This window comes from Sphingopyxis sp. SCN 67-31 (genome assembly GCF_001725095.1).
Genome location: NZ_MEFH01000067.1, coordinates 1 through 20,628 on the forward strand (window position 1 = coordinate 1; position 20,628 = coordinate 20,628).

18 protein-coding genes and 1 pseudogene are annotated in these 20,628 nt (G+C 66.9%); 9 read left to right on the top strand and 10 right to left on the bottom strand.

Translation table 11 applies throughout. The features are described 5' to 3' along the window. Positions 1-588: 588 nt before the first annotated feature. Entirely contained in the window at positions 589-1,338 is a 750-nt protein-coding gene (locus ABS88_RS13805) for a hypothetical protein (protein WP_286750006.1), read from the top strand. Between the two features lie 120 nt (positions 1,339-1,458). On the opposite strand, the gene ABS88_RS13810 is transcribed toward ABS88_RS13805, so the two are convergent. The 6 genes and pseudogenes from ABS88_RS13810 to ABS88_RS13835 form a co-directional block, all read right to left on the bottom strand. Beyond that, the gene (locus tag ABS88_RS13810) at positions 1,459-2,364 is read right to left on the bottom strand and encodes an IS1595 family transposase (RefSeq protein WP_286750007.1); all 906 of its coding nucleotides are present in this window, start codon (positions 2,362-2,364) and stop codon (positions 1,459-1,461) included. Positions 2,365-2,891: 527 nt separating this feature from the next. Continuing rightward, positions 2,892-3,617, bottom strand: a pseudogene (locus ABS88_RS13815) (STN domain-containing protein); the annotation flags it as partial. A gap of 453 nt (positions 3,618-4,070) precedes the next feature. Beyond that, positions 4,071-5,150 (bottom strand): FecR family protein, encoded by a 1,080-nt coding sequence (locus tag ABS88_RS13820; protein WP_076073874.1) that lies wholly within the window; start codon positions 5,148-5,150, stop codon positions 4,071-4,073. Further along, positions 5,150-5,692: an RNA polymerase sigma factor gene (locus tag ABS88_RS13825; RefSeq protein WP_067107213.1), complete on the bottom strand. Its 543-nt coding sequence runs from the start codon at positions 5,690-5,692 to the stop codon at positions 5,150-5,152. Before ABS88_RS13825 ends, ABS88_RS13820 begins: the two co-directional genes overlap by 1 nt. A gap of 75 nt (positions 5,693-5,767) precedes the next feature. Continuing rightward, the gene (locus tag ABS88_RS13830; protein ID WP_076073868.1) at positions 5,768-6,112 is read right to left on the bottom strand and encodes an ArsC family reductase; all 345 of its coding nucleotides are present in this window, start codon (positions 6,110-6,112) and stop codon (positions 5,768-5,770) included. Between the two features lie 76 nt (positions 6,113-6,188). Next, positions 6,189-6,863: a Crp/Fnr family transcriptional regulator gene (locus tag ABS88_RS13835; RefSeq protein WP_076073866.1), complete on the bottom strand. Its 675-nt coding sequence runs from the start codon at positions 6,861-6,863 to the stop codon at positions 6,189-6,191. 251 nt (positions 6,864-7,114) lie between these two features. Here ABS88_RS13835 and ABS88_RS13840 point away from each other — a divergent pair, with 251 nt between their 5' ends. Continuing rightward, positions 7,115-8,488 (top strand): class II 3-deoxy-7-phosphoheptulonate synthase, encoded by a 1,374-nt coding sequence (locus ABS88_RS13840; RefSeq protein ID WP_067186907.1) that lies wholly within the window; start codon positions 7,115-7,117, stop codon positions 8,486-8,488. Positions 8,489-8,723: 235 nt separating this feature from the next. On the opposite strand, the gene ABS88_RS13845 is transcribed toward ABS88_RS13840, so the two are convergent. Together ABS88_RS13845 and ABS88_RS13850 are read right to left on the bottom strand one after the other, a co-directional pair. Further along, positions 8,724-10,223 carry a M28 family peptidase gene (locus ABS88_RS13845; RefSeq protein ID WP_234002555.1) on the bottom strand — a complete coding sequence of 500 codons (1,500 nt, stop codon included), beginning with the start codon at positions 10,221-10,223 and terminating at the stop codon, positions 8,724-8,726. Between the two features lie 290 nt (positions 10,224-10,513). Next, positions 10,514-11,320 (bottom strand): HpcH/HpaI aldolase/citrate lyase family protein, encoded by an 807-nt coding sequence (locus tag ABS88_RS13850; protein ID WP_076073861.1) that lies wholly within the window; start codon positions 11,318-11,320, stop codon positions 10,514-10,516. Positions 11,321-11,387: 67 nt separating this feature from the next. Between ABS88_RS13850 and ABS88_RS13855 the strand changes: the two genes are divergently transcribed. Both ABS88_RS13855 and ABS88_RS13860 read left to right on the top strand, forming a co-directional pair. Beyond that, positions 11,388-12,299 carry an SPFH domain-containing protein gene (locus ABS88_RS13855; RefSeq protein ID WP_067107203.1) on the top strand — a complete coding sequence of 304 codons (912 nt, stop codon included), beginning with the start codon at positions 11,388-11,390 and terminating at the stop codon, positions 12,297-12,299. A gap of 1 nt (position 12,300) precedes the next feature. Next, entirely contained in the window at positions 12,301-12,747 is a 447-nt protein-coding gene (locus ABS88_RS13860; protein ID WP_286750008.1) for an NfeD family protein, read from the top strand. Between the two features lie 239 nt (positions 12,748-12,986). Here the strand turns inward: ABS88_RS13860 and ABS88_RS13865 are convergent, their stop codons facing one another. Both ABS88_RS13865 and ABS88_RS13870 read right to left on the bottom strand, forming a co-directional pair. Beyond that, positions 12,987-13,517, bottom strand: coding sequence for a GNAT family N-acetyltransferase (locus ABS88_RS13865; RefSeq protein WP_067107235.1), 531 nt, complete (start codon positions 13,515-13,517; stop codon positions 12,987-12,989). A gap of 144 nt (positions 13,518-13,661) precedes the next feature. After that, entirely contained in the window at positions 13,662-14,552 is an 891-nt protein-coding gene (locus ABS88_RS13870) for a metal-dependent hydrolase (RefSeq protein ID WP_076073856.1), read from the bottom strand. 76 nt (positions 14,553-14,628) lie between these two features. On the opposite strand from ABS88_RS13870, the gene ABS88_RS13875 reads away from it, so the two are divergent. From ABS88_RS13875 to sppA, 5 genes are all read left to right on the top strand, one after another. Further along, on the top strand, positions 14,629-15,237 hold the full coding sequence (locus ABS88_RS13875; protein ID WP_067107232.1) for a TetR/AcrR family transcriptional regulator: 609 nt from the start codon (positions 14,629-14,631) through the stop codon (positions 15,235-15,237). Between the two features lie 68 nt (positions 15,238-15,305). Beyond that, positions 15,306-16,349, top strand: a complete 1,044-nt coding sequence (gene obgE, locus ABS88_RS13880; RefSeq protein ID WP_076073853.1) for a GTPase ObgE — start codon at positions 15,306-15,308, stop codon at positions 16,347-16,349. 126 nt (positions 16,350-16,475) lie between these two features. Further along, positions 16,476-17,582, top strand: coding sequence for a glutamate 5-kinase (proB, locus tag ABS88_RS13885; protein WP_076077523.1), 1,107 nt, complete (start codon positions 16,476-16,478; stop codon positions 17,580-17,582). A gap of 40 nt (positions 17,583-17,622) precedes the next feature. Continuing rightward, positions 17,623-18,540, top strand: a complete 918-nt coding sequence (locus tag ABS88_RS13890; protein WP_234002553.1) for an NAD-dependent epimerase/dehydratase family protein — start codon at positions 17,623-17,625, stop codon at positions 18,538-18,540. A 107-nt stretch (positions 18,541-18,647) separates the two neighbouring features. After that, on the top strand, positions 18,648-20,627 hold the full coding sequence (sppA, locus tag ABS88_RS13895) for a signal peptide peptidase SppA (RefSeq protein ID WP_286750009.1): 1,980 nt from the start codon (positions 18,648-18,650) through the stop codon (positions 20,625-20,627). The last annotated feature ends 1 nt before the right edge of the window (position 20,628 follow it).

Below are 20,628 nucleotides of genomic sequence, written 5' to 3' on the forward strand. Positions count from 1 at the left end.
CCCGTTTATCCCCTACACACACCTTGGCGCCATCCGCGTGAATCGACTCGCCGCCTAAGTTGCTGTAACCGAGGGCGATGGCATACGACGCGCTTTTCAATGCGCCCAAAAGTTTAGCACAAGCTCCTGTCTGGACGCGTAGCGATCCAGAAAAGGCTGTGCTGTGGTTCGATGTCCCCATTGAGATCGACGGATTGGTCGTGGCGAACTTCACGCTACACGGAGAGTGTAGGCTTGATTTGCAGGATCAGAACGTCGGCCTTGAGCTAATCCATCGTTCCGCTGGGGGCTATCGGCGGCGAGCACTTGGCAGACTGGATTGGCTGTCGATCAAGGGTGGCCACACCAACAAAAAGCGCCGGGGCTGGCCCTACCCATGCCCTCGCACACCCCCGACGCATTATCACTCATTCGATCTCAACTGGTTGGGGGACACAAACATGAGACCCGGAGACCTGCCTGTCGCAGACGGAATTGACGGGGAACTTCAAACGTTTGAGTCGATGAGGGCTATGGCAGGTTTCTTGTTCAGAATCAGCAACATAGAGCTTGTCCCCCGCCCCCCTTGGGTGTATACGTTGGTGTAGCATGGCGACACTACCACGCCTCGACACGATCCTGACTGACGCGGTCGAAAAGGCCGTGCGCGATCTTGTATGCCTGAAGAGTTGGGGCGATGCGGCGTTCGTCAATCTGCCGCTCATTGCGCCTGACGGATCAAGCATCACAGTCAGAGTGAAGAGGATCGACGGCGGGTTTCAGGTGGACGATGCTGGCTTCACTTACCGTGACCTTCTCCGTGCTGGCTCGGACCGCTCATTCGCCAAGCAAGCCTCGCTTTATGCCCATCGCAAGGAGCTTGAGGTCGAAGGTAGAATGATTCTGGTGCGCGTAGATGGGGATGATCTGCAACGCGCAATTTGCGATGTAGGTAGCGTCTCGTGGCAGGTGCTTGAGAAGGTCTATTCCCGGCTCGACGAACAGGAAACGCAGATTGAAGAAGGGTTGCGTGAGCGGCTTCAATCAGTTTTTGGTGAGGGCCATCTTGACCCAAGGCAGGACATTGTCGGATTATCGACTAATGAGTGGAAGGTTTCCGCCATCGTCCATGTGGATGGCAAGCTCGCCGTGTTCCAGGCCGTGGGCGACCACGCCAATTCAATATATCGCGTAAGTGCTGCATTCCATGACATTGCCGCATTGCCAGACCCGCCAACTCTCATTTCAGTCGTTAAGAACCGCAAGGCGCTTGGCACTCGCCTATCTCTACTGGCGCAGGCGGGTCATGTGATCGAAGAGGGGCAAGCTGACGAAGTCTATCGGAGGGCAGTGGCATGACCCGTTTGACGCTCGCCCAAGCTCTTTCAGAGGGGCGATTGCAGGACTTCGCCGAGCAAGCTGAGGCTGATGGTATCGGCCCCGCCGATCGCGCTCAATTCGATGCTCTGGTGGGGCGCGTCACAGCGCCCCTACCAGAAGGTCAAACATCCCGTTCACCCGTTCGCGGTTCGAAGCGCGGAAAGTGAATTCGCTCAGATAGCGGTTCATATAGCGTCCGCTGATCTGCACGTGAGTTGACCGGATCGAAGCCTTGAACAGCCGCCAGAAGCCTTCAACGGTGTTCACGTGGTGGTTTTCGCCAGTCTTGTAGTCGTAGAAGGCGTATTCCTTGCGGCCATGCTTCACAGCGCCATGCTGGAAGCCGTCACCAGTGAGTAAGTTGTAGCTGTAGAGTTCATCAGTCGAAACAACCGAACCCGGCTCCACGTTGTCCAGAACGACGCTGCGCAGGGTGTCCTTCTTTACGTCCGGGATCACAACGGCCTTCATGTTGCCGTCACGCGATGCCAGACCCATGACAATGGTCTTGCCGGGAGCGCCACGGCCCCGCTTACCGCCCGACCGGCGACCGCCGACATAGGCCTCGTCCAGTTCAATATGGCCGGACAGCAGCGCGTCGAACGATTGCGCCTTCATGGTGAGTTCGCGGATTTGCTGCCCGATCCGCCAGCCCGTCTTGTAGGTGACGCCGAGTTGCCGTTGCAGTTCCTTGCCGCTCACGCCGTGGCGAGTGGTGCAGAACAGATACATCGCATAGAACCAGCTAACCAGCGGGGTGCGGGTATCGTGCAGGATGGTGTTTGCGGTTGGCGCGATCTGGTGAAGGCAATGCGGGCAGGCATATACCCGGCGCTTCGCCAGCTTGTGGAACTGGCCTTCTACGCCGCAAGACGGGCAGTGCATGAACGTGCCGCCGAAGCGCACGGCCATGATGTGTTCAAGGCAGGCCTGCTCGTCTGGGAACCGCTGAAAGAACTCCCGGACGGAGAACTCTGGGCTGCTGGAAGGTGATTTCTTGTCCATGCCCATTGTATAGCCGAGCGGCTAACGTGGGTCAAGGGGATAAACGGGTAAACGAGCGCATTGCTATTGGGCTTGCCAAAGGCCGCATCGTCATAAAGCGATCCGGGCAGGCACCCCTGGCCGATACGGCCGCGAAGACTGAGGTCGGTAATTTCCACATCGCCAATTCGGTCGATTCCGGGATCGGTCGTGCACAATTGCTTGGCCGACCGCGACCGATTGTCGTCTTCCGAAAAATGCTGCCAGATGACATTGGCCTTGAAACGGTCGCTGGGCTCCCACTGGGCCGACACGCGCGTCGACCACAGGTCGCGCCCGTTGATGCGGGTGCCGAGGAAGTTGTTGTAATCGAAACCGTCGCGCTTGGTCCACGCGCCGGCGGCGCGAACGGCCAGCGTGTCGGACAGCGGCACGTTCAGCATCCCGCTGAGGCGCGTCGTGCTGTAGTTGCCGACTTCGCCCTTCACTTCCCCCGCGAAGGCGCGCGTGTCGGGAAGGGCGGGAATCATGTTGACGACACCGGCCGTCGCATTGCGGCCATAGAGCGTGCCCTGCGGCCCGCGCAGCACTTCGATACGCTGCATGTCGAAGAATTCGGCTTCGAACAGGCGATTGCGGACGAGCGGCGTTGAGTTGAAGCTGACGGCGACCGCCGGATCGCTCGTTGCGGAAATGGACTGCGTCCCGATCCCGCGGATCGAGAAATTATACATGCTGAAATTGGTCTTGGTGAAACTGACGTTCGGGACGGCGCGCAACAACTCCGCCCCGCCTTCGATCTTCAGATCGTCCAGCCGGTTCGACGACAGCGCCGTCATCGCGATCGGCACGTCGATGATCTTCTCTTCCTTCCGCTGCGCCGTGACGACAATTTCCGACCCATCGTCGATCTCGTTGCGCGCGGCGGGCGGCGGGGTCGCGGCGCGTTCGACGACATAAGCTCCCTGCGCGGTATGGCGGGCGCGCAGGCCGCTTCCCCGCAAAGCCGCGTCCAGCGCCTGACCGGCGGTCAGCGCGCCGCGCACCGCTGGGGCGTTGCGTCCCCGCACGTCGCCCGCCTGAAAGACGACCTCACTGCCGGTCTGCCGCCCGATCTGGGTCAGCGTGTTCGCGAGCGCCTGCGCCGGAATGTCGAGTTGCTTCGCTTCGGCCGCCTGCGCCTGCGCCGCGCCGGCCGCGCTCACCGCCAGCGTGGCGACCCCCAGATACATCGCCGCCTTGAACGAAAATGCGGTGCGTGTAGCGAATGCCATGCTTGCCCCTCCCTCTGTGATGCTCCGCGCCGGTTGACGGCGTCGGACATCAGAACGTGAGCGGGCGAAAAATCCGCATCGGAAATGTGCAGAAAATTTCCGCACAGCCCGCAGTGCTGCCTTACCGTAGCGTCATGGCGCTCCTTCTCTCAGTCCCTCCGCTTCGCATTCTCCCTCCGTCGTCACCCTGAACTTGTTTGGGATATATACCCTTCAGGCAAGCTAGGAGCTGTTCCCCGGCGAAAGCCGGGGTCCAGATGGCACGGCGCTGCCCCGCATGGACCCCGGCTTTCGCCGGGGAACAGTTCCTTGTCGAAAAGGGATAATTGCCAACCTGTTTCAGGGGCCATCGCCTGCCCTCGAATAAACGCGGCCTTGAAGGAGAGGCCTGGCCTTGGATGCCGAAACAAGTTCAGCATGACGGAAGAAGAGAGACCGGTTGCGGGCGAGAGATCAACGCCCGGCGCGCAATTCGACCCCACCGTCGGGCAGCGAGCGCTGGCGGACAGGCAGAAGCTCGCCGACGATGGCGGCGAAGCGTTCGGGGCTGCCGGTGCGGAACACGCCGCTGACGCGCAGATTGCCGGTCGCGGGATCGTCGATGACGAGTTGCTTGCCCGAATAGCGGTTCATTTCGGCAACGGCCTCGGCCAGCGTCGCGTCGTTGAACTCGACGAAGCCCTCGCGCCAGCGAAGCTGCTGGTCGATGTCGGCCTTGAACTTCACGGGCCGCGCGCCGTCGGACACGAGCAGCGCCTCGCCGGGGGCGAGAACGGCGGGGATCATGACAGGCGCATCGGCGGCGGGCCGATCCTCGCCCTCGTCAACGACGACCTTGCCCTCGACCAGCGTGACCTTCATGCGGTCGGAGTCGAGCAAGCGGACCTCGAAGATCGTGCCGAGCGCGGTGACCTGCTTCGCGCCCGCCTGAACGACGAAGGGACGATGCGGGTCCTTCGCGACCTCGAACAGCGCCTGCCCGCGCAGCAGGCGGACGAGGCGGCGGTCGGCGACGTAGCCGACGCGGATCGCGCTGTCGGTGTTGAGGGTGATCGCGCTGCCGTCGGCAAGGCGGACGGTGCGGCGCTCGCCCCTGGCGGTGGCGAACTCGCCGCTGTCGGGTGCCTTGGGGGCGGCGGCGGTCGCCGGGACGGATCGGGCCGCGACCTGCGGGGCGTCGGTCTTCTGACCGAACGGCAGATAATCGGTGCCCAGCGCGACCGCCGCGAGCAGCGAGGCCGCGATACCGACGCCGATCCCGGCCCACAGGCCGCGCCGCGGTTCCTTCCCGGCCGCGAGCGCCGAGGCGCGCAGGGCGTCCAGCGCGGGGTCATCCGGCACGCTGTCGAACAGGTTCCATGCGGCTTCGGCCTTGGCGAAAGCGGCGGCGTTCGCGGCCGATTCCGCGCGCCAGGCGTCGAACTCGTCCTGTTCCTCTGGGCCGAGCGGTCCCGCGTCGATGCGGACGAGCCACGCGGCGGCGGCCTCGTCGGGCGCCAGTCCGCGCAGGGTCGAGGGAAAGGGGATTGTCATCACTCGAAGTCGATCCTTCGCATGATGTGGGTGATGGCGCGCTGCATATGCTTCTCCACCGCGCTCACGGATATTCCGAGCCGCTTCGCTATGTCGTTCAGGCGCATGCCTTCGAGCCGTCTCAGCACAAATATCACCCGGGTCCGTTCCGGCAGTTCGAGCAGCACGGCGGTCGCCCGCGCAAGCTGTTGCCGATCCATCAGAACGTGCTCGGGCGAGAAATCCGCACCCCCATGCCGATTTTGATCGAATGGTTCGTGGGCGTCCGAATGGCGCGTCACTTTCTTGCGCAGATGATCGGTCAGGACGCTGCTGGCGGTCTCGAACACATAGGCGCTGAGATTCTGGCGTTCGAGTTCGGAGGCGCCGCCGCGCTTGATAAGGCGCTCGAACACCTCCTGCACCATGTCCTCCAGATCGGCGCGGTCGCGCGTGCGGCGGCCGAACCAGCTGAGCAGCGAGCGGCGGAAATCGCGGTCGAGCCGGTCGAGCGCCGCCCTGTCTTCCTCGCTATATTCGTATCGGCGTTGTCGTCTGACCATGTCCCTCACCCTCGCGCGCGAGGATGATTCACAATTTCCATGGCCGCAAGACGGGTTGTGGGTGGACGGGGTCCGCTACAGCGCCTGCTCCCATTCGGCCGCGTCGAAGCCCAGCAATACCCCGCCATCATGGACCACGACCGGGCGTTTGATGGCCGAGGGATTCGCGATCATGATCGCTATCGCCTTCGCGGCGTCCAGATCGGCTTTCACCTCGTCGGGCAGTTTCCGGAACGTCGTGCCGGACCGGTTGAGCAGCTTTTCCCAACCGAATCGGCGGGTCCAGTCCTCCAGCTGGTCGGCGTCGACGCCGCTTTTCTTGTAATCGTGAAACGCATAATCGACGCCGCGATCCGCAAGCCAGGCGCGAGCCTTCTTGACGGTGTCGCAGTTGGGAATCCCGAATAGGGTGACGGGCATTTTCACACCTTCAAATTTCGAATCGGAACAGCGCGTTATTTAATCTTCAGCGTTGCAATGAACGCGCAGTTCAGGGTCATAGCGGCGTCCGGTCGGCAAGGCGAGTGTTCGCGCTCGCCAATTTGCCGCGCAGGGCGCGTGCGAAGCCTTCGTGCAGCGCCGCCGCGATCCCGGGGTTCGCCGCCAGATAGGATCGCAGCGCCTCAGCGGGCACGAACCACAGCCGGGCCCGGGTAGCCAGCGTCACCGTTCCCGTCGCATTCGCTCCGTCGAGCACCGTCGCCTCGCCGATCAGCGCACCGTCGGACAGCAGGCCGACATCGGCGCCGTCGCGCTGGATCGCCGCCTCTCCCTCCGCCAGATAGAAGAGGCTGGGGACGGCCTCGTTCTCGCGGATCAGCACCTCGCCGCGGCGCGCCGAAATCCAGTGCCCCTGGTCGATCAGGCGCCGCGCCTCGACGGGACCGAGGCCGCCGAAATGCAACTGGCGCAACTGCTGCTCCTCGGGCGAGAAAGCGATTCGCGTGTCGCGGATCCAGCCGCGAAGGCCGAGGCCGAAATTGACGAGCGCGAGCAGCGCGAGGAGCAGGGCCACCCCGCCGGGGCCGCGACCGAACAGCGCCATGGGCAGGGCGAGCAGCGCCGCCAGCGCGATTCCGATCCGCACATGATCGATGCGGACGGCAAAGCCTGTCGCGAGCAACAACAACAGGGCGGCATAGCCGAACCAGGCGGAATCGAAGTGTGCCATAGCCTTCGTTTCGCGTTGTGGTCCCGTCGAGACACTTAGGTATGAAACGGTTACCAATTTCCGAACGGCGCGCGGCGGTGCGCCCCCGATCGCGCCTGCCGAAACCGCAGCAAATTACCAGTTTCCGCGGCGCAAGAAAAGCGCGGGTGCATAAATGGGCCGATGATGCTAATTTCCTGTCCTTGCTTCCCTGGCCCATCCGAGCCAAGGCGGCGCGCGAGATTCGATTTTGGAAGCAGAAGACGCAAAAGATGACGCAACCATGGCAACCGCATAGCTGGCGCTCGCACGAGGCCCGCCAGCTTCCGACCTACGCCGACGAGGCCGCACTGAACGCGGCCGAGCGCGAGCTCGCGAGCTATCCGCCGCTGGTCTTCGCGGGCGAGGCGCGGGCGCTGACGGACGAACTCGCGCGGGCGGTCGAAGGCAAGGCTTTCCTGCTGCAGGGCGGCGATTGCGCCGAAAGCTTCGCCGAATTCCATCCGAACAACATCCGCGACACCTTCCGCGTCCTGCTCCAGATGGCGGTCGTGCTGACCTTCGCGTCAAAGGTGCCGGTGGTGAAGGTCGGCCGCATGGCGGGTCAGTTCGCCAAGCCGCGCTCGGCCGACATGGAAGAAGTGAACGGCGTCGAGCTGCCGAGCTATCGCGGCGACATCATCAACGACATCGCGTTCGAGGCGGTGGGACGCGAGCCCGACCCGCGGCGCATGGTCCGCGCCTACAGCCAGGCGGCGGCGACGCTCAACCTGCTGCGCGCCTTCGCGCACGGCGGCTATGCGAACCTGCATCAGGTCAACGCCTGGACGCACGATTTCATGGACCGCAGTCCATGGGCCAAGAAATATCAGGAAACCGCCGCGCGCATTTCCGAGGCGCTCGCTTTCATGGAGGCGTGCGGCGTGACGCCCGAAACGGTCCCGCAGATCAAGGGCACCAGCTTCTACACCAGCCACGAGGCGCTGCTGCTACCCTATGAGCAGGCGCTCACCCGGCAGGACAGCCTGACCGGCGGCTGGTACGACACGTCGGCGCACATGCTGTGGGTCGGCGACCGCACCCGCTTCGAGGGGTCGGCGCATATCGAATATCTGCGCGGCATCGGCAATCCGGTCGGCATGAAATGCGGCCCGACGCTGGAGCCCGACGCGCTGCTGCGGCTGCTCGACACGCTCAACCCGAACCATGTGCCGGGGCGGATGACGCTGATCACCCGCTATGGTCACGACAAGATCGAAGCGCATCTGCCGAAGCTGGTGCGCGCGGTGAAGGAATCGGGTCACCCCGTCGTCTGGTCGTGCGACCCGATGCACGGCAATGTCATCAAGACTTCGACCGGCTACAAGACGCGCCCGTTCGAACGCATCCTCGCCGAGGTACGCGGCTTCTTCGCCGTCCACCGCGCCGAGGGAACGCACGGCAGCGGCATCCACATCGAGATGACCGGCCAGAACGTCACCGAATGCACCGGCGGCGCGATGGACGTGACCCAGATGGACCTCGCCGACCGCTATCACACCCACTGCGACCCACGCCTCAACGCCGGGCAGTCGCTGGAACTGGCGTTCCTGCTGGCCGAGATGCTGAACCAGGAAATGGCCGACCGGGCGAAGCAGGCGGCCTGATAGATAAACGTCGCCCCGGCGAAAGCCGGGGCCACGCACGATCTCGCGCCCGTCAGCCAGCGGCCGCGGCTTTCGCAGGGCGATGGTTTTCGATTGTCCGGTGCGTCATTGTGAACGGAGCGAAGCAATCCATGGCAGTTTACGTCTACTCTGGATTGCCGCGCGGCTTTGCCGCTCGCAATGACGAGAGCGGCGTACGTTCAGTCAGCATCATCTCAGATCAAGACTCGATGCACTAATTCGTCCCCGGCCACCGCTTGGTATCGGCAAAGGCCCGCCCCAGCGCGACGTGCAGGTCGGCATCCTCGGCCGCGCCGCCCAGCGGCACCTTGTCCGAAAATTCGTCGCCGGGTCCGTGGTAGTCGCTTTCCAGAAACGCCTCCAGCAGCCCCATGTCTGAAAAGCTGCCCCCCACCATCAGCGACGGCACGCCCTTGGCACCGAGCGCCCAGCCGTCCTGCCGCTGGATGAAGGGGTCGGCCTCTCCATCGTCGTCGATCGCGCGGCCGAGCGCGGACGCGACCTCGCGCACCAGCGCGTCGTGGGCGGGGCGCCCGCGACCGATCGTCGCGACGGGCGTGCCGCGCGGCGAGACGGCGATAGTGTCGATGTTGAGCGCGACGGTGATGTCGGTCAGCGGCAGCACCGGATGATCGGCGAACCAGCGCGCGCCGAGCAGCCCCTTCTCCTCCGCCGTCGTCGCCATGAAATAGATGTCGCGGTCGGCGCGCGGTCCCTTGGCAAGCCGCCGGGCGACCGCGATCAGCACCGCGATGCCGCTCGCATTGTCGACCGCACCGTTGCAGATGCGGTCGGCCGCCCCTTCGGGCGCGCAGATGCCCAGATGATCCCAATGGCCGAGGAATAGCACCGCCTTGCCGTCGGGTTTTGCGCCCGGCAGCTTCGCGATGATATTATGGCTGTCGACGCTGCGGACGGTCGCCGTCGCCGACAGGTCGGCCGTGACCGGCAGCGCCAGCCCGCGAAAGTCGGCCGCCGCGGCCGCCGCCCGCGCCGTCGCGCCGTCCTCCCCCGCCTTGGCGAACAGGGCGTCGCTCGCCTCGAGCGACAGGAAGCCGCCAATCGGCGGGCCGGCCTTCGCGTCAGCGAGGCGCGTCGTCCGACTGCCCAGCGCATCGCGAAGCTGTGCCCAGGGCAGCGCGTCGGTCGCGATCACCAGCACCGCCGAGGCGCCCGCATCGGCGAGCAGCTGACGCCGTTCGCGATAGCGCGGCAGGTCGTCGCCGAACGGCGCATTGCCCATCAGCATCATCGCCAGCTTGCCGCGCACGTCGGCGTTGACCCGGCCTTCGCCGTCGACGCCATAGCCGACGAAGACCGCCGGCAGGTCCGACAGCGACGCCGCGGCATCGCGGCCGGTCAGGATGACGCCATCCTCCTCGATCGCAAAATCGCGCCCGCGCACCTTGAAATGCGCCTGGCTTCCCGTGGCCTGCGTCTCGACCAGCGGAACCGGCTGGAGCCAGGGGGTGGCGCTACCCTGCACCGGATTCAGCCCCGCCTTCGCCCACTCGCCGACGATATAGGCGATGGCGCGCGCTTCGCCTCCGGTCCCCGGCGCGCGCCCCTCGAAGGCGTCGCCCGACAGGGTGCGGATATGATTGGCAAGTTCGATCTCGGTGACCGGCGCATCGTCCCTGGCCTGGGCGGCGGGGACAGCAAGGGCGACAAGCGCCACGGCGGCAAGCGCGGCGCGGAATTTCGGCGTTTTCATGGATGCGCCGCATGGCATGCCCGCCCCGGGCAGGCAAGGCGCGTTCGTCGAACGACGAAAGGCATCGGCAGGTCATCTTGGCCGCAAAAACCTGCCTCCCCTCCCGCAAGCGGGAGGGGAGAACAGGTGGTCGCATGACAGGATTCACGCGGAGACACGGAGGTATGGAGAAATAGCCTTTTCCGCGCCGCAGCTATTTCTCTCAACCGCAGATTTCGAACCGAGGTCGCGGAATGAGGAAGCCTGTCGGCCTGAACCCTCCGCGATCTCTGCGCCTCTGCGCGAATCTCCTATCCGCGCCCCGCCCGCTCTAGCAACGCCCGTGCCGCAGCAACGTGCATGTCCTCGATCATCCGTCCTTCGTGTCGCTGCGCCCCGCCGGTCGCGGCTGCGACGAGCGCCTCGGCGGCGACGATCTCACGCGGCGACGGAGCGAAGGCGGCGTTGCACGGATCGACTTGTGTCGGGTGGATCAGCGTCTTGCCGTCGAAGCCGAGCCGCCGCCCGTCGGCCGCCTCGGCCGCAAAGCCCGCCGCATCGTCGATGGCGTTATAGACGCCGTCGAAGCACCAGCCGCCTTCGGCCCGCGCGGCAAGCACGATCGCCTGGATCGCGTGGCTCATTGCGCCGCGATCGGTCCCGTCGGGAAGCTTCAGCTCGTGCGCGAGGTCGTTGAGCCCGGCGATCAGCCCGTGCGTCGCCGGGTCGGCGGCGATGTCGCGCGCGGCATAGATGGCGGCGGGCGTCTCGATCATCGCGAACAGCGGCAGGCCGAGTCCGCGCGCGGGAGCGAGATCGGAGGGTGCATCGACCTTGGGCAGCACCACCGCGTCGAGCGCCAGCCCGGCAAGCGCATCGAGATCGGCCGCCTGATGCGCGCTGCCGGTACCGTTGATCCGCACCGCGACGCGCTTGCCGGGAAAGCCCGCGGCGACCGCGGCGCGCATCGCCTCGCGCGCTTCCGCCTTGCGGTCCGCCGGCACCGCATCCTCCAGGTCGACGATCAGCATGTCGGCAGCAAGCCCGCGCGCCTTTTCAAGCGCGCGCGCGTTGGAGGCGGGGACGTAGAGCAGCGAGCGGGGGGCAAAGTCGATCATGCGCTTTTCTGTGGCGCACCCGCGCCATTGCCGCAATAAGGGAAAGGATTTGCAGGAGGGACGACCGATGGAATTCGCACTCGCACTGGTGGTTCTGGCGCTGGTGTTCCTCGTCTGGGCACTGACGCCCGTGCGGCAGGGCTATGCCTATACGATCGAGCGCTTCGGCCGCTACACGCACACCGCCCAGCCCGGGCTCAACTTCATCATGCCGATCTTCGACCGCGTCGGGCGCAAGGTGAACATGATGGAGCAGGTGCTCGACATTCCGGGGCAGGAAATCATCACCAAGGACAATGCGATGGTCGCGGTCGACGGCGTCGTCTTCTTCCAGGTGCTCGACGCCGCCAAGGCCGCCTATGAAGTCAGCGACCTCTACCTCTCGATCATGAACCTGACGACGACCAACCTGCGCACCGTGATGGGGTCGATGGACCTCGACGAGACGCTGTCGAAGCGCGACGAGATCAACACGCGGCTGCTGCATGTCGTCGACGACGCGACGACGCCCTGGGGGGTCAAGATCACCCGCGTCGAGATCAAGGACATCCGCCCGCCCGCAGACATCTCGAACGCGATGGCGCGGCAGATGAAGGCCGAGCGCGAAAAGCGCGCCGCGATCCTCGAGGCCGAAGGTCTGCGCGCCTCCGAAATCCTGCGCGCCGAGGGCGAGAAGCAGGGCCAGATCTTGCAGGCCGAAGGGCGCCGCGAAGCCGCCTTCCGCGACGCCGAGGCGCGCGAGCGCGAGGCGGAGGCAGAGGCGAAGGCGACGCAGATGGTGTCGGACGCGATCGCCAGCGGCAACGCGCAGGCGATCAACTATTTCGTCGCGCAGAAATATGTCGAGGCGGTCAGCCAGTTCGCGACCAGCCCGAACAGCAAGACGATCCTCTTCCCAGTCGAGGCGACGCAGCTGATCGGCACGCTCGGCGGCATCGGCGAACTGGCGCGCGACGCCATCGAACGCAAGGGCGCCTGACGTGCCGGGCTGGCTGTCGCACATGGACCCGCATTGGGTGTGGCTGTCGCTCGGCGTGCTGCTCGCCGCGGCGGAGATCGTCGCGCCGGGTTTCTTCCTCATCTGGCTGGGCGCCGCCGCAATCGTCACCGGGGTCGTCGCCTGGATCGTGCCGATCTCGGTGCCGCTGCAACTTGGCGTTTTCGCGATCCTGTCGTTCATCGCGCTCTACACCGCGCGGCGCTGGCTGAAGGCCAACCCGATCGCGTCCGCCGATCCCCACCTCAACCAGCGCGCCGGGCGGCTGGTCGGCGACGTGCTGACGGTGACGCGGGCGATCGAGGACGGCCGCGGCCGCGCGAAGGTCGGCGACGGCGAATGGCCGGTCCACGGCCCCGACGCCGCCGAGGGCGCCAAGGTCCGCGTCGTCAGCGCCGATGGCGGCGTGCTGGTGGTGGAACCGGCCTGAAACCGCGTCGACGGCCTGCGATCTGCGGGAATCCCGGTTTCCGCATTGTCCTTTTTCCGTCGTGCTGAATTTGTTTCAGCATCCGTGACCCCTGTTCCCCGGCGCAAGCCGGGGTCCTGATAGCTTGGCGCTGCCTCGCGTGGGCGCCGGCTTGCGCCGGGGAACGGCCCCTTGCCAGCATGAAGCAGGCGAAATCCGCACTGGATCGCTTCGCTACGCTCGCAATGACGAAAGCGGGGCTACCCCCCGCGCGGGCGGCTGTAAATCGCGACGACATGGCCCAGCGCGTCGCTGTCGCCGATCAGGCGGAAGCCGAGCTTCTCCGCCACCCGCTCCGACGCCTCGTTGCCGGGATCGATGATGCAGCGCACTTCGGCCGCGTCGAGCGTCGCGTCGGCCCAGCCAAGAACCGCGCGCATCGCCTCCGTCCCCAGGCCCATGCCCCAGTGGTCGGCGTCGAACGCCCAGCCCGCTTCCGGCTGCCCTTCCAGTTCGGCGATGCCGCGGCAGAAATAGGACAGGCCGCCCTGCCCGACCAGCCGGTCGGTCGCCTTGTCGGCGAACACCCAATAGCCATAGCCGAGCACCGGCCACATCCCCGCCGAGCTCAGGAACTTGCCCCACGCGACATCGGGCGCGCGCGGCTCGCCGCCGATGAAGCGCGTCACGCGCGGATCGGCCCACATCGCGATATGGACATCCTTGTCCGACAGGCGATGCTCGCGCAGGCGCAGACGGTCGGTCTCGATGACGGGGGGAGCACTGATCATGGATGCGCCATGCCGCATCGCGCCGCGGACGGCAATCGCCGTCATGCAAGCCCGCGATTTCCGCGAAGGCAGCCGGACGACCGGGAGAGAGAAGACCGGTCCGGCCGCCTTCGCGAAACGCTCTGCTTGCGAAAGCCCGACGCTTCAGGCGGCAGCGGCCGCCGCGGGCGCCGCCGACGAATGCGCGGGCATCAGCGCGTCGGCATAAGCGCCCTCATAGCGGCCGATCAGCGCGCGATCGTCATGGTTCCAGGGGTGGAAGCCCGGCAGGAAATAGGCAAGCCAGGGCCGCAGGCTCTTGCGCAGCACCCCCGGCTTGCCGAGCAGGTACCACCAGATGCGCGCGGTCACCCGCCAGCCGGTCAGCCCGTCCTGCCGTAGCAATATCTTCATGCCGCGGACGCGTTTCGGCCAGAAGCGCGCCGTGACGACGAGCATCATCAGCGACTTCGCCTTCCAGCGCCGCCAGCGGCTCCAGTCCTTCGTCGCGTGAAGCCAGGTGTCGTAGGCGACGCCCTTGTGCTCGATCTCCTCGATCGCATGCCATTTCCACAGCGCGCCCCACTCGGGCTCGGCCCCCTGATACATGGCGGGATCCTTGAGCATGATCGCCGCGAGCATCGCGGTATAATGTTCGAGCGCGATCGTCGCCATCAGGTTGACGATCGGCGGTCGCTGCTTGATCAGTTCCATCACCGCGTCGACATCGGCCTCGAGTTCGGAGAGGTCGTAGCCCGCCTCCTCCGCCTTGCGGTTGAAGACGACATGCTCGCGGCTGTGGATCACTTCCTGCTGGGTGAAGGCGCGAATCTCGCGCGCCAGCTTGTCGGGCACGCCATCGCGGTGGGCTTTCACCGCCTCGATGAACATCGCCTCGCCCTTTGGAAAGGTCACCGACAGCGCGGTGTGGAAGGTCGAGGCGATCGGATCGCCGTTCAGCCACCAGCGCCCCTGCCGGTCGTCGCGACCGAAGCGCATGTCGCGCGGGGTGATCGCCAGATCATGCGGCGTGGGGGAGAGCGAAAGGCTGGACATATCTTCCTCACCGGCGAATAGGGGGTGAAGGCGCGGGGGCGCCTCAGGGGCAAGTATCTAGGAATTACTTACAGTGGTGTCAATAGCAAAGAAGCGACTGAGCCCGGAGGAGAGCCGGTCGGTCGCATTGGAAGCAGCCCGTCAGATATTGATCGAACTGGGGCCGCAGGCGGTGACGCTGAAGGCGGTGGCGGGACGCATCGACCGCACCCACGCCAATCTGCTCCACCATTTCGGCAGCGCGGCAGGCCTGCAAAAGGCCTTGGCCGCCTATCTGGCCGAAACGGTGTGCGACACGATCGCCGCAAAGATGACCGCCTCGCCGCCGGGCGAACGCAACGTGCGCGAGATCGTCGACCTCGCCTTCGACGCTTTCGACAGCGGCGGCGCGGGGGCGTTGGCGACGTGGATGGCGGCGACCGGCAACGACGATTCGCTCGACCCGATCATCGCCGCGATCCACCGGCTGATCGACGGCATGGCCCCCGACGCGCACGAAAAGCGCCTGATGCACGAGGACACACTCGCGCTGGTACTGATGGCGATGGGCGACGCGCACCTCGGCGGCCCGATGGCCGAGGCGCTGGGCCTGCCGCGCGACACCGCGCGCGCGCTGGCGACCGAACTGATCGCCGGGCGGATCGGAACCTTCTGGGCCGAACAGGGCGGGAAGCCGGGCTGCTGACTATCGCCCGGCGCAAGCCGGGGCGACGATCCCTAGCCAAGTCCCCGCCTTCCCCGTAAAGGGCGGCGATGCATTTCCTCGATCAGGCCAAGATCTTCATCAAGTCGGGCGACGGCGGCCCCGGCGCCGTCAGCTTTCGGCGTGAGAAATATATCGAATATGGCGGCCCCGACGGCGGCAACGGCGGCAAGGGCGGCGACGTCGTGTTCGAGGCGGTCGCCGGGCTGAACACGCTGATCGACTTCCGCTATACCCAGCATTTCAAGGCGAGGCGCGGAACCCCCGGCGCGGGCCGCGACCGCACCGGCGCGGGCGGCGACGATCTGGTGATCGAGGTGCCGGTGGGCACGCAGATCCTCGCCGACGATGACGAACGGACGCCGCTCGCCGATCTGACCCGGGCGGGCGAGCGCGTCGTCTTCCTGCGCGGCGGCGACGGCGGGCGCGGCAATGCGAGCTACAAGAGTTCGACCAACCGCGCGCCGCGCCAGCATGGCCCCGGCTGGCCGGGCGAGGAGATGTGGGTGTGGCTGCGGCTGAAGCTGCTCGCCGACGCGGGGCTCGTCGGCCTGCCCAACGCCGGCAAGTCGACCTTCATCAACGCCGTCACCAACGCGCAGGCCAAGGTCGGCGCCTATGCCTTCACCACGACGCGGCCGCAGCTCGGCGTGGTCAGCCACAAGGGTCGCGAATTCGTGATCGCCGACATTCCCGGGCTGATCGAGGGCGCCGCCGACGGCGCTGGGATCGGCGACCGCTTCCTCGGCCATATCGAACGCTGCCGCGTGCTGCTGCACCTCGTCGACGCCAATGATGAGGATGTCGCGACCAGCTATCGCATCGTGCGCGATGAACTAGAGGCCTATGGCGCCGGGCTGACCGACAAGCCGGTGATCGTCGCGCTCAACAAGGTCGACATACTCGACGACGAACTGATCGCGGCGCTATCGGCGGAACTCGCCGAAGAGAGCGGCAAGCCTGTTATGGCGCTCTCGGGCGCGAGCGGCGCGGGGGTCGAGGCAGTGCTCGACAAATTGCTCGAAGCGATCGATCATCCCCAACCAGGCAGCGACGAAAGAGAAGACGCCGGCGGCGACTGGTCGCCGATCTGAACGACCTGACGGGCGAAACCGCAGGCCAGCCGGTTTCGCCCGAAAAGGCGCCATTCCCATTTTTCCCTGTGCGACTCGGGGATATTCGCATTGGCGCGCCGCGCCGCGCGCGCTATCGGCGGCGGCATGATGCTGTTCCCTCCCGCCTCCTGTCCGCGGCTGATCGTCAAGATCGGATCGGCGCTGCTCGTCGATCCCGATGGCGCGGTGCGGCGCGACTGGGTCGCGGGGATCGCCGCCGATATTGCCGCGCGCGCGCGGTCCGAGCAGCAGGTCGCGGTCGTGTCGTCGGGCGCGATCGCGCTGGGCGCGCGGCGGCTGGGGCTCGCCAAGGGCGGGCGCGCGAGCCTGGAGGATGCGCAGGCCGCCGCCGCGACGGGGCAGATCGCGCTGTCGCAAGTTTGGGCCGAGTTGCTCGGTGCCGAGGGGCTGACCGCGGCACAGATGCTCGTCACCCTCGACGACCTCGAACATCGTCGCCGCTACCTCAACGCCGCGGCCACGCTCGACCGGCTGCTCTCGCTGCGCGTCGTGCCGATCATCAACGAGAATGACAGCGTCGCGACCGCCGAAATCCGCTTCGGCGACAACGACCGGCTCGCGGCGCGCGTCGCGCAGGCGGCCGGGGCGGACGGCGTCGTGCTGCTGTCCGACGTCGACGGGCTCTACGACCGCAATCCTGCGATCCCCGGCGCACGTCATATCGCAAGGGTCGAGCGCATCGACGCGCAGATCGAGGCGATGGCCGACGCCGGGTCGGCTTCGGGCATGGGATCGGGCGGCATGGTGTCGAAGATCGCGGCAGCGCGCATCGCCAACGCCGCGGGCGCGCATCTCGCGATCGCATCGGGCCGCATCGACCGGCCGCTGTCGGCCGAGGCGCGGCATACGCTGTTCCTCCCCAAACGGGGGGCCAGCGCGCGCAAGGCGTGGCTCGCGGGACGGCTGACCGTCAAGGGCCGGCTCGCCATCGACGCTGGCGCGGTCCGCGCGCTACAGGGCGGCGCCAGCCTGCTCGCGGCGGGCGTCACCGCCGCCAGCGGTGATTTCGCGCGCGGCGACATCGTCGATATCGCGGGGCCCGACGGGCGCATCGTCGCGCGCGGCCTGTCCGAATATCCGGTCGCCGACGCCGCGGCGATCCTCGGCCTCGGGCGTGACGCGCAGGAGGCGGCGCTCGGCCATACGCCGCGCAGTGCAGTCGTCCATCGCGATCATATGGTGCTGCTGTGATGACGCGCGACCAAATCCTTCCCGTGCCGGGGCGGCTCTGATGCAACCCACGCTGGCGATGACCGGCGCAACCGGCTTCGTCGGGCGCGCGACGCTGCGCCAGGCGGTCGAAGCCGGCTGGCACGTCCGCGCGCTCACCCGCCGGGCGCAGGAGGCGCGCGACGGCGTCACATGGATCGCCGGCGCGCTCGACCGGGCCGACAGCCTTACAGAGATGGTGGCCGGGGCCGATGCGCTGCTCCACATCGCGGGCGTGGTCAACGTCCCGACCCGCGCAGCGTTCGAGGCGGGCAACGCGGTCGCCACGGCGAATGTCGTCGAGGCCGCGCGCGGCGCCGGGGTGCGGCGCTTCGTCCACGTTTCCTCGCTCGCCGCGCGCGAACCCGGCCTGTCGCACTATGGCTGGTCGAAGGCGCGCGCCGAGACGATCGTCGAGGCGAGCGGACTCGACTGGACGATCGTACGCCCGCCCGCCGTCTTCGGCCCCGGGGATACCGAGATGCTCGACCTGTTCCGCATGGCGCGGCGCGGCCTGATGCTGATCCCACCGCGCGGCCGGATGTCGGCGATCTACGTCGACGAACTGGCGCGGCTGCTGGTCGCGCTCGCGGCAGAGCGCCATGCCGGCGTCGGGCAGACCTACGAACCCGACGACGGCCAGCCCGGCGGCTGGTCGCATCGCGGCTTCGCGCGCGCCATCGGCCGCGCCGTCGGGCGCGATCGCGTCGCGACGCTCGCTGTCCCGGCGCCGCTGCTGCACGCCGGAGGCCGACTCGACATGCTGGTGCGCCGCCACCGCGCCAAGCTGACCGCCGACCGCGCCCGCTATATCGCGCATCCGGACTGGGTGGCGGCAGAGGGCGCCTGTCCGCCGCCCGACGTTTGGCGCCCCGCCGTCGACACCGCCGATGCCCTCGCCGAAACGGTGCGCTGGTACCGGCAGGAGGGATGGCTGTGACGCCGTCTCCCCTCCTGCAAGCGCGAGGGGTGATGGGATCGCATTGCCGTCTTCGGCTCTTCGCAATGACGGTTCCATCTCGGATCATCACGCACTAGATTCGCACAATGACCGACACCCCGACCTCCGCCCCGAATCCCGTCGGCCCCTGGGCCATCCCCGTGCGCCGTCGGCTGCCCGGCGACGATGCGCCGCGCGGCACGATCAGCTTTCCGCGCCGGGTCTGGCGGCTGCTCGTGGCGATCAAGGACGGGCTGGCGCTCGTCTTCCTGCTGCTGTTCTTCGCGGCGCTGTTCGGCCTGCTCGCGGGCCGTCCTAACGCCTCGCTGCCGGTCAGCAAGGGCGCGCTCCTCCTCCAGCTCGACGGCATCGTCACCGAACAGCCGGCGGAAATCGACCCGTTCGCGGCGCTGTCGGGCGGCGCGCAGCTTCGCGAATATCGCGTTCGCGACATCGTCCAGGCGCTCGAAACCGCCGCCGACGACAAGCGCGTGACCTCGGTCGTCCTCGATCTCGACCGCTTCCTGGGCGGCGGGCAGGTCTCGCTCGCAGAGATCGGCGCCGCGATCGACAAGGTGCGCGCGAAGAAAAAGCCGGTGCTCGCCTTCGCCACCGCCTACACGACCGACAGCTATCAGGTCGCGGCGCACGCCAGCGAGATATGGGCCGACGACATGGGCGGCGTCGCCATCGCCGGGCCCGGCGGGTCGCGCCTCTATTACAAGGGGCTGATGGACCGGCTCGGCATCACCGCCCACATCTATCGCGTCGGCACCTTCAAGAGCGCGGTCGAGCCCTATCTGCGCGGCGACCAGTCGCCCGAGGCGAAGCAGGCCGACCTCGCCTATGCCGGCGTGCTGTGGGACAAGTGGCTCGCCGACGTGAAGGCGGCAAGGCCGAAGGCAAAGCTCGACGCTTTCATCGCCGACACGCCGGGCGCGGTCCGGGCGGCAAGCGGCGACCTGGGCCAGGCATCGCTGTCCGCCGGGCTGGTCGACAAGCTAGGCGGCCGCATGGCGTTCGGCGCGCGCGTGGCCGAAATCAGCGGCGCCGCGGACGACAGCCGGCCGTGGGATTATAACGCCATCCCGCTCGACAATTGGGTCGCTGCCAATCCGCCCGCGCAGAAGGGCCGCGCGATCGCGGTGATCCCCGTCGCGGGCGAGATCGTCGACGGCGAAGCCTCGAACGGAACCGCCGGCGGGGAAACGATCGCCGGTCACATCCTCGACGCCGCGAGCGACGGCGGGGTGAAGGCGATCGTGCTGCGCGTCGATTCGCCGGGCGGATCGGTGCTGGCGTCCGAACAGATTCGCCAGGCGCTGCTCGCCGCCAAGGCGAAGAAGCTGCCGATCGTCGTATCGATGGCCAATGTCGCGGCGTCGGGCGGCTACTGGATATCAACCCCCGCCGACCGCATCTTCGCGGAGCCCGACACGATCACCGGCTCGATCGGTGTCTTCGGCATCCTGCCGAGCTTCGATCAGGCGCTGGCGAAGATCGGCGTGACCACCGACGGCATCGCGACGACGCCGCTGTCGGGCCAGCCCGACATATTGGGCGGCGTCAACGAACCGTTCAACCAGCTCGCACAGGCGAGCGTCGAGCAAATCTATGCCCGCTTCACCGGCCTCGTCGCCAAGAGCCGCAAGCAGCCGCTCGACAAGGTGCTGCCGATCGCCGAAGGCCGGGTATGGGCGGGCGGAACCGCGCGCCAGATCGGGCTGATCGACCAGTTCGGCGGCTTGCCCGACGCGCTGGCGGCGGCGGCGAAGCTGGCAAAGGTCGACGGCGCCTTCCACGCCAAATATTTCGAGGACGAGCCGAGCGAGTGGTCGAAGCTGCTCGCCAGCCTGACGCGTGACGACAGCGCCGATGCCGCCGCGCCGCGCGGCTGGTTCGGCATCGCGGCGATGAACCGGCAGCTGGCCGAACGCCGGCTGGTGCAGGACCTGTCGATGCTGTCGGCGTCGGGGTCGGTGCAGGCTGCGTGCCTCGACTGCCGCGCCTATCTGCCGGTGGTTCCGCGGCCGGGCGCGAACGGCCCGAAAGGCGTGTTCGCCGCGCTGGCGTTGCTGTTGAGGTGAC

What these genes read in the sequence shown, in the direction of transcription:
- ABS88_RS13825 (WP_067107213.1), bottom strand. Translation starts at nt 5,692, where the DNA reads ATGGTCAGACGACAACGCCGATACGAATATAGCGAGGAAGACAGGGCG.
- ABS88_RS13850 (WP_076073861.1), bottom strand. Translation starts at nt 11,320, where the DNA reads ATGATCGACTTTGCCCCCCGCTCGCTGCTCTACGTCCCCGCCTCCAAC.
- ABS88_RS13855 (WP_067107203.1), top strand. Translation starts at nt 11,388, where the DNA reads ATGGAATTCGCACTCGCACTGGTGGTTCTGGCGCTGGTGTTCCTCGTC.
- ABS88_RS13840 (WP_067186907.1), top strand. Translation starts at nt 7,115, where the DNA reads ATGACGCAACCATGGCAACCGCATAGCTGGCGCTCGCACGAGGCCCGC.
- sppA (WP_286750009.1), top strand. Translation starts at nt 18,648, where the DNA reads ATGACCGACACCCCGACCTCCGCCCCGAATCCCGTCGGCCCCTGGGCC.
- ABS88_RS13805 (WP_286750006.1), top strand. Translation starts at nt 589, where the DNA reads ATGGCGACACTACCACGCCTCGACACGATCCTGACTGACGCGGTCGAA.
- ABS88_RS13835 (WP_076073866.1), bottom strand. Translation starts at nt 6,863, where the DNA reads ATGGCACACTTCGATTCCGCCTGGTTCGGCTATGCCGCCCTGTTGTTG.
- ABS88_RS13810 (WP_286750007.1), bottom strand. Translation starts at nt 2,364, where the DNA reads ATGGACAAGAAATCACCTTCCAGCAGCCCAGAGTTCTCCGTCCGGGAG.
- ABS88_RS13845 (WP_234002555.1), bottom strand. Translation starts at nt 10,223, where the DNA reads ATGAAAACGCCGAAATTCCGCGCCGCGCTTGCCGCCGTGGCGCTTGTC.
- obgE (WP_076073853.1), top strand. Translation starts at nt 15,306, where the DNA reads ATGCATTTCCTCGATCAGGCCAAGATCTTCATCAAGTCGGGCGACGGC.
- ABS88_RS13820 (WP_076073874.1), bottom strand. Translation starts at nt 5,150, where the DNA reads ATGACAATCCCCTTTCCCTCGACCCTGCGCGGACTGGCGCCCGACGAG.
- ABS88_RS13830 (WP_076073868.1), bottom strand. Translation starts at nt 6,112, where the DNA reads ATGCCCGTCACCCTATTCGGGATTCCCAACTGCGACACCGTCAAGAAG.
- proB (WP_076077523.1), top strand. Translation starts at nt 16,476, where the DNA reads ATGATGCTGTTCCCTCCCGCCTCCTGTCCGCGGCTGATCGTCAAGATC.
- ABS88_RS13890 (WP_234002553.1), top strand. Translation starts at nt 17,623, where the DNA reads ATGCAACCCACGCTGGCGATGACCGGCGCAACCGGCTTCGTCGGGCGC.
- ABS88_RS13870 (WP_076073856.1), bottom strand. Translation starts at nt 14,552, where the DNA reads ATGTCCAGCCTTTCGCTCTCCCCCACGCCGCATGATCTGGCGATCACC.
- ABS88_RS13865 (WP_067107235.1), bottom strand. Translation starts at nt 13,517, where the DNA reads ATGATCAGTGCTCCCCCCGTCATCGAGACCGACCGTCTGCGCCTGCGC.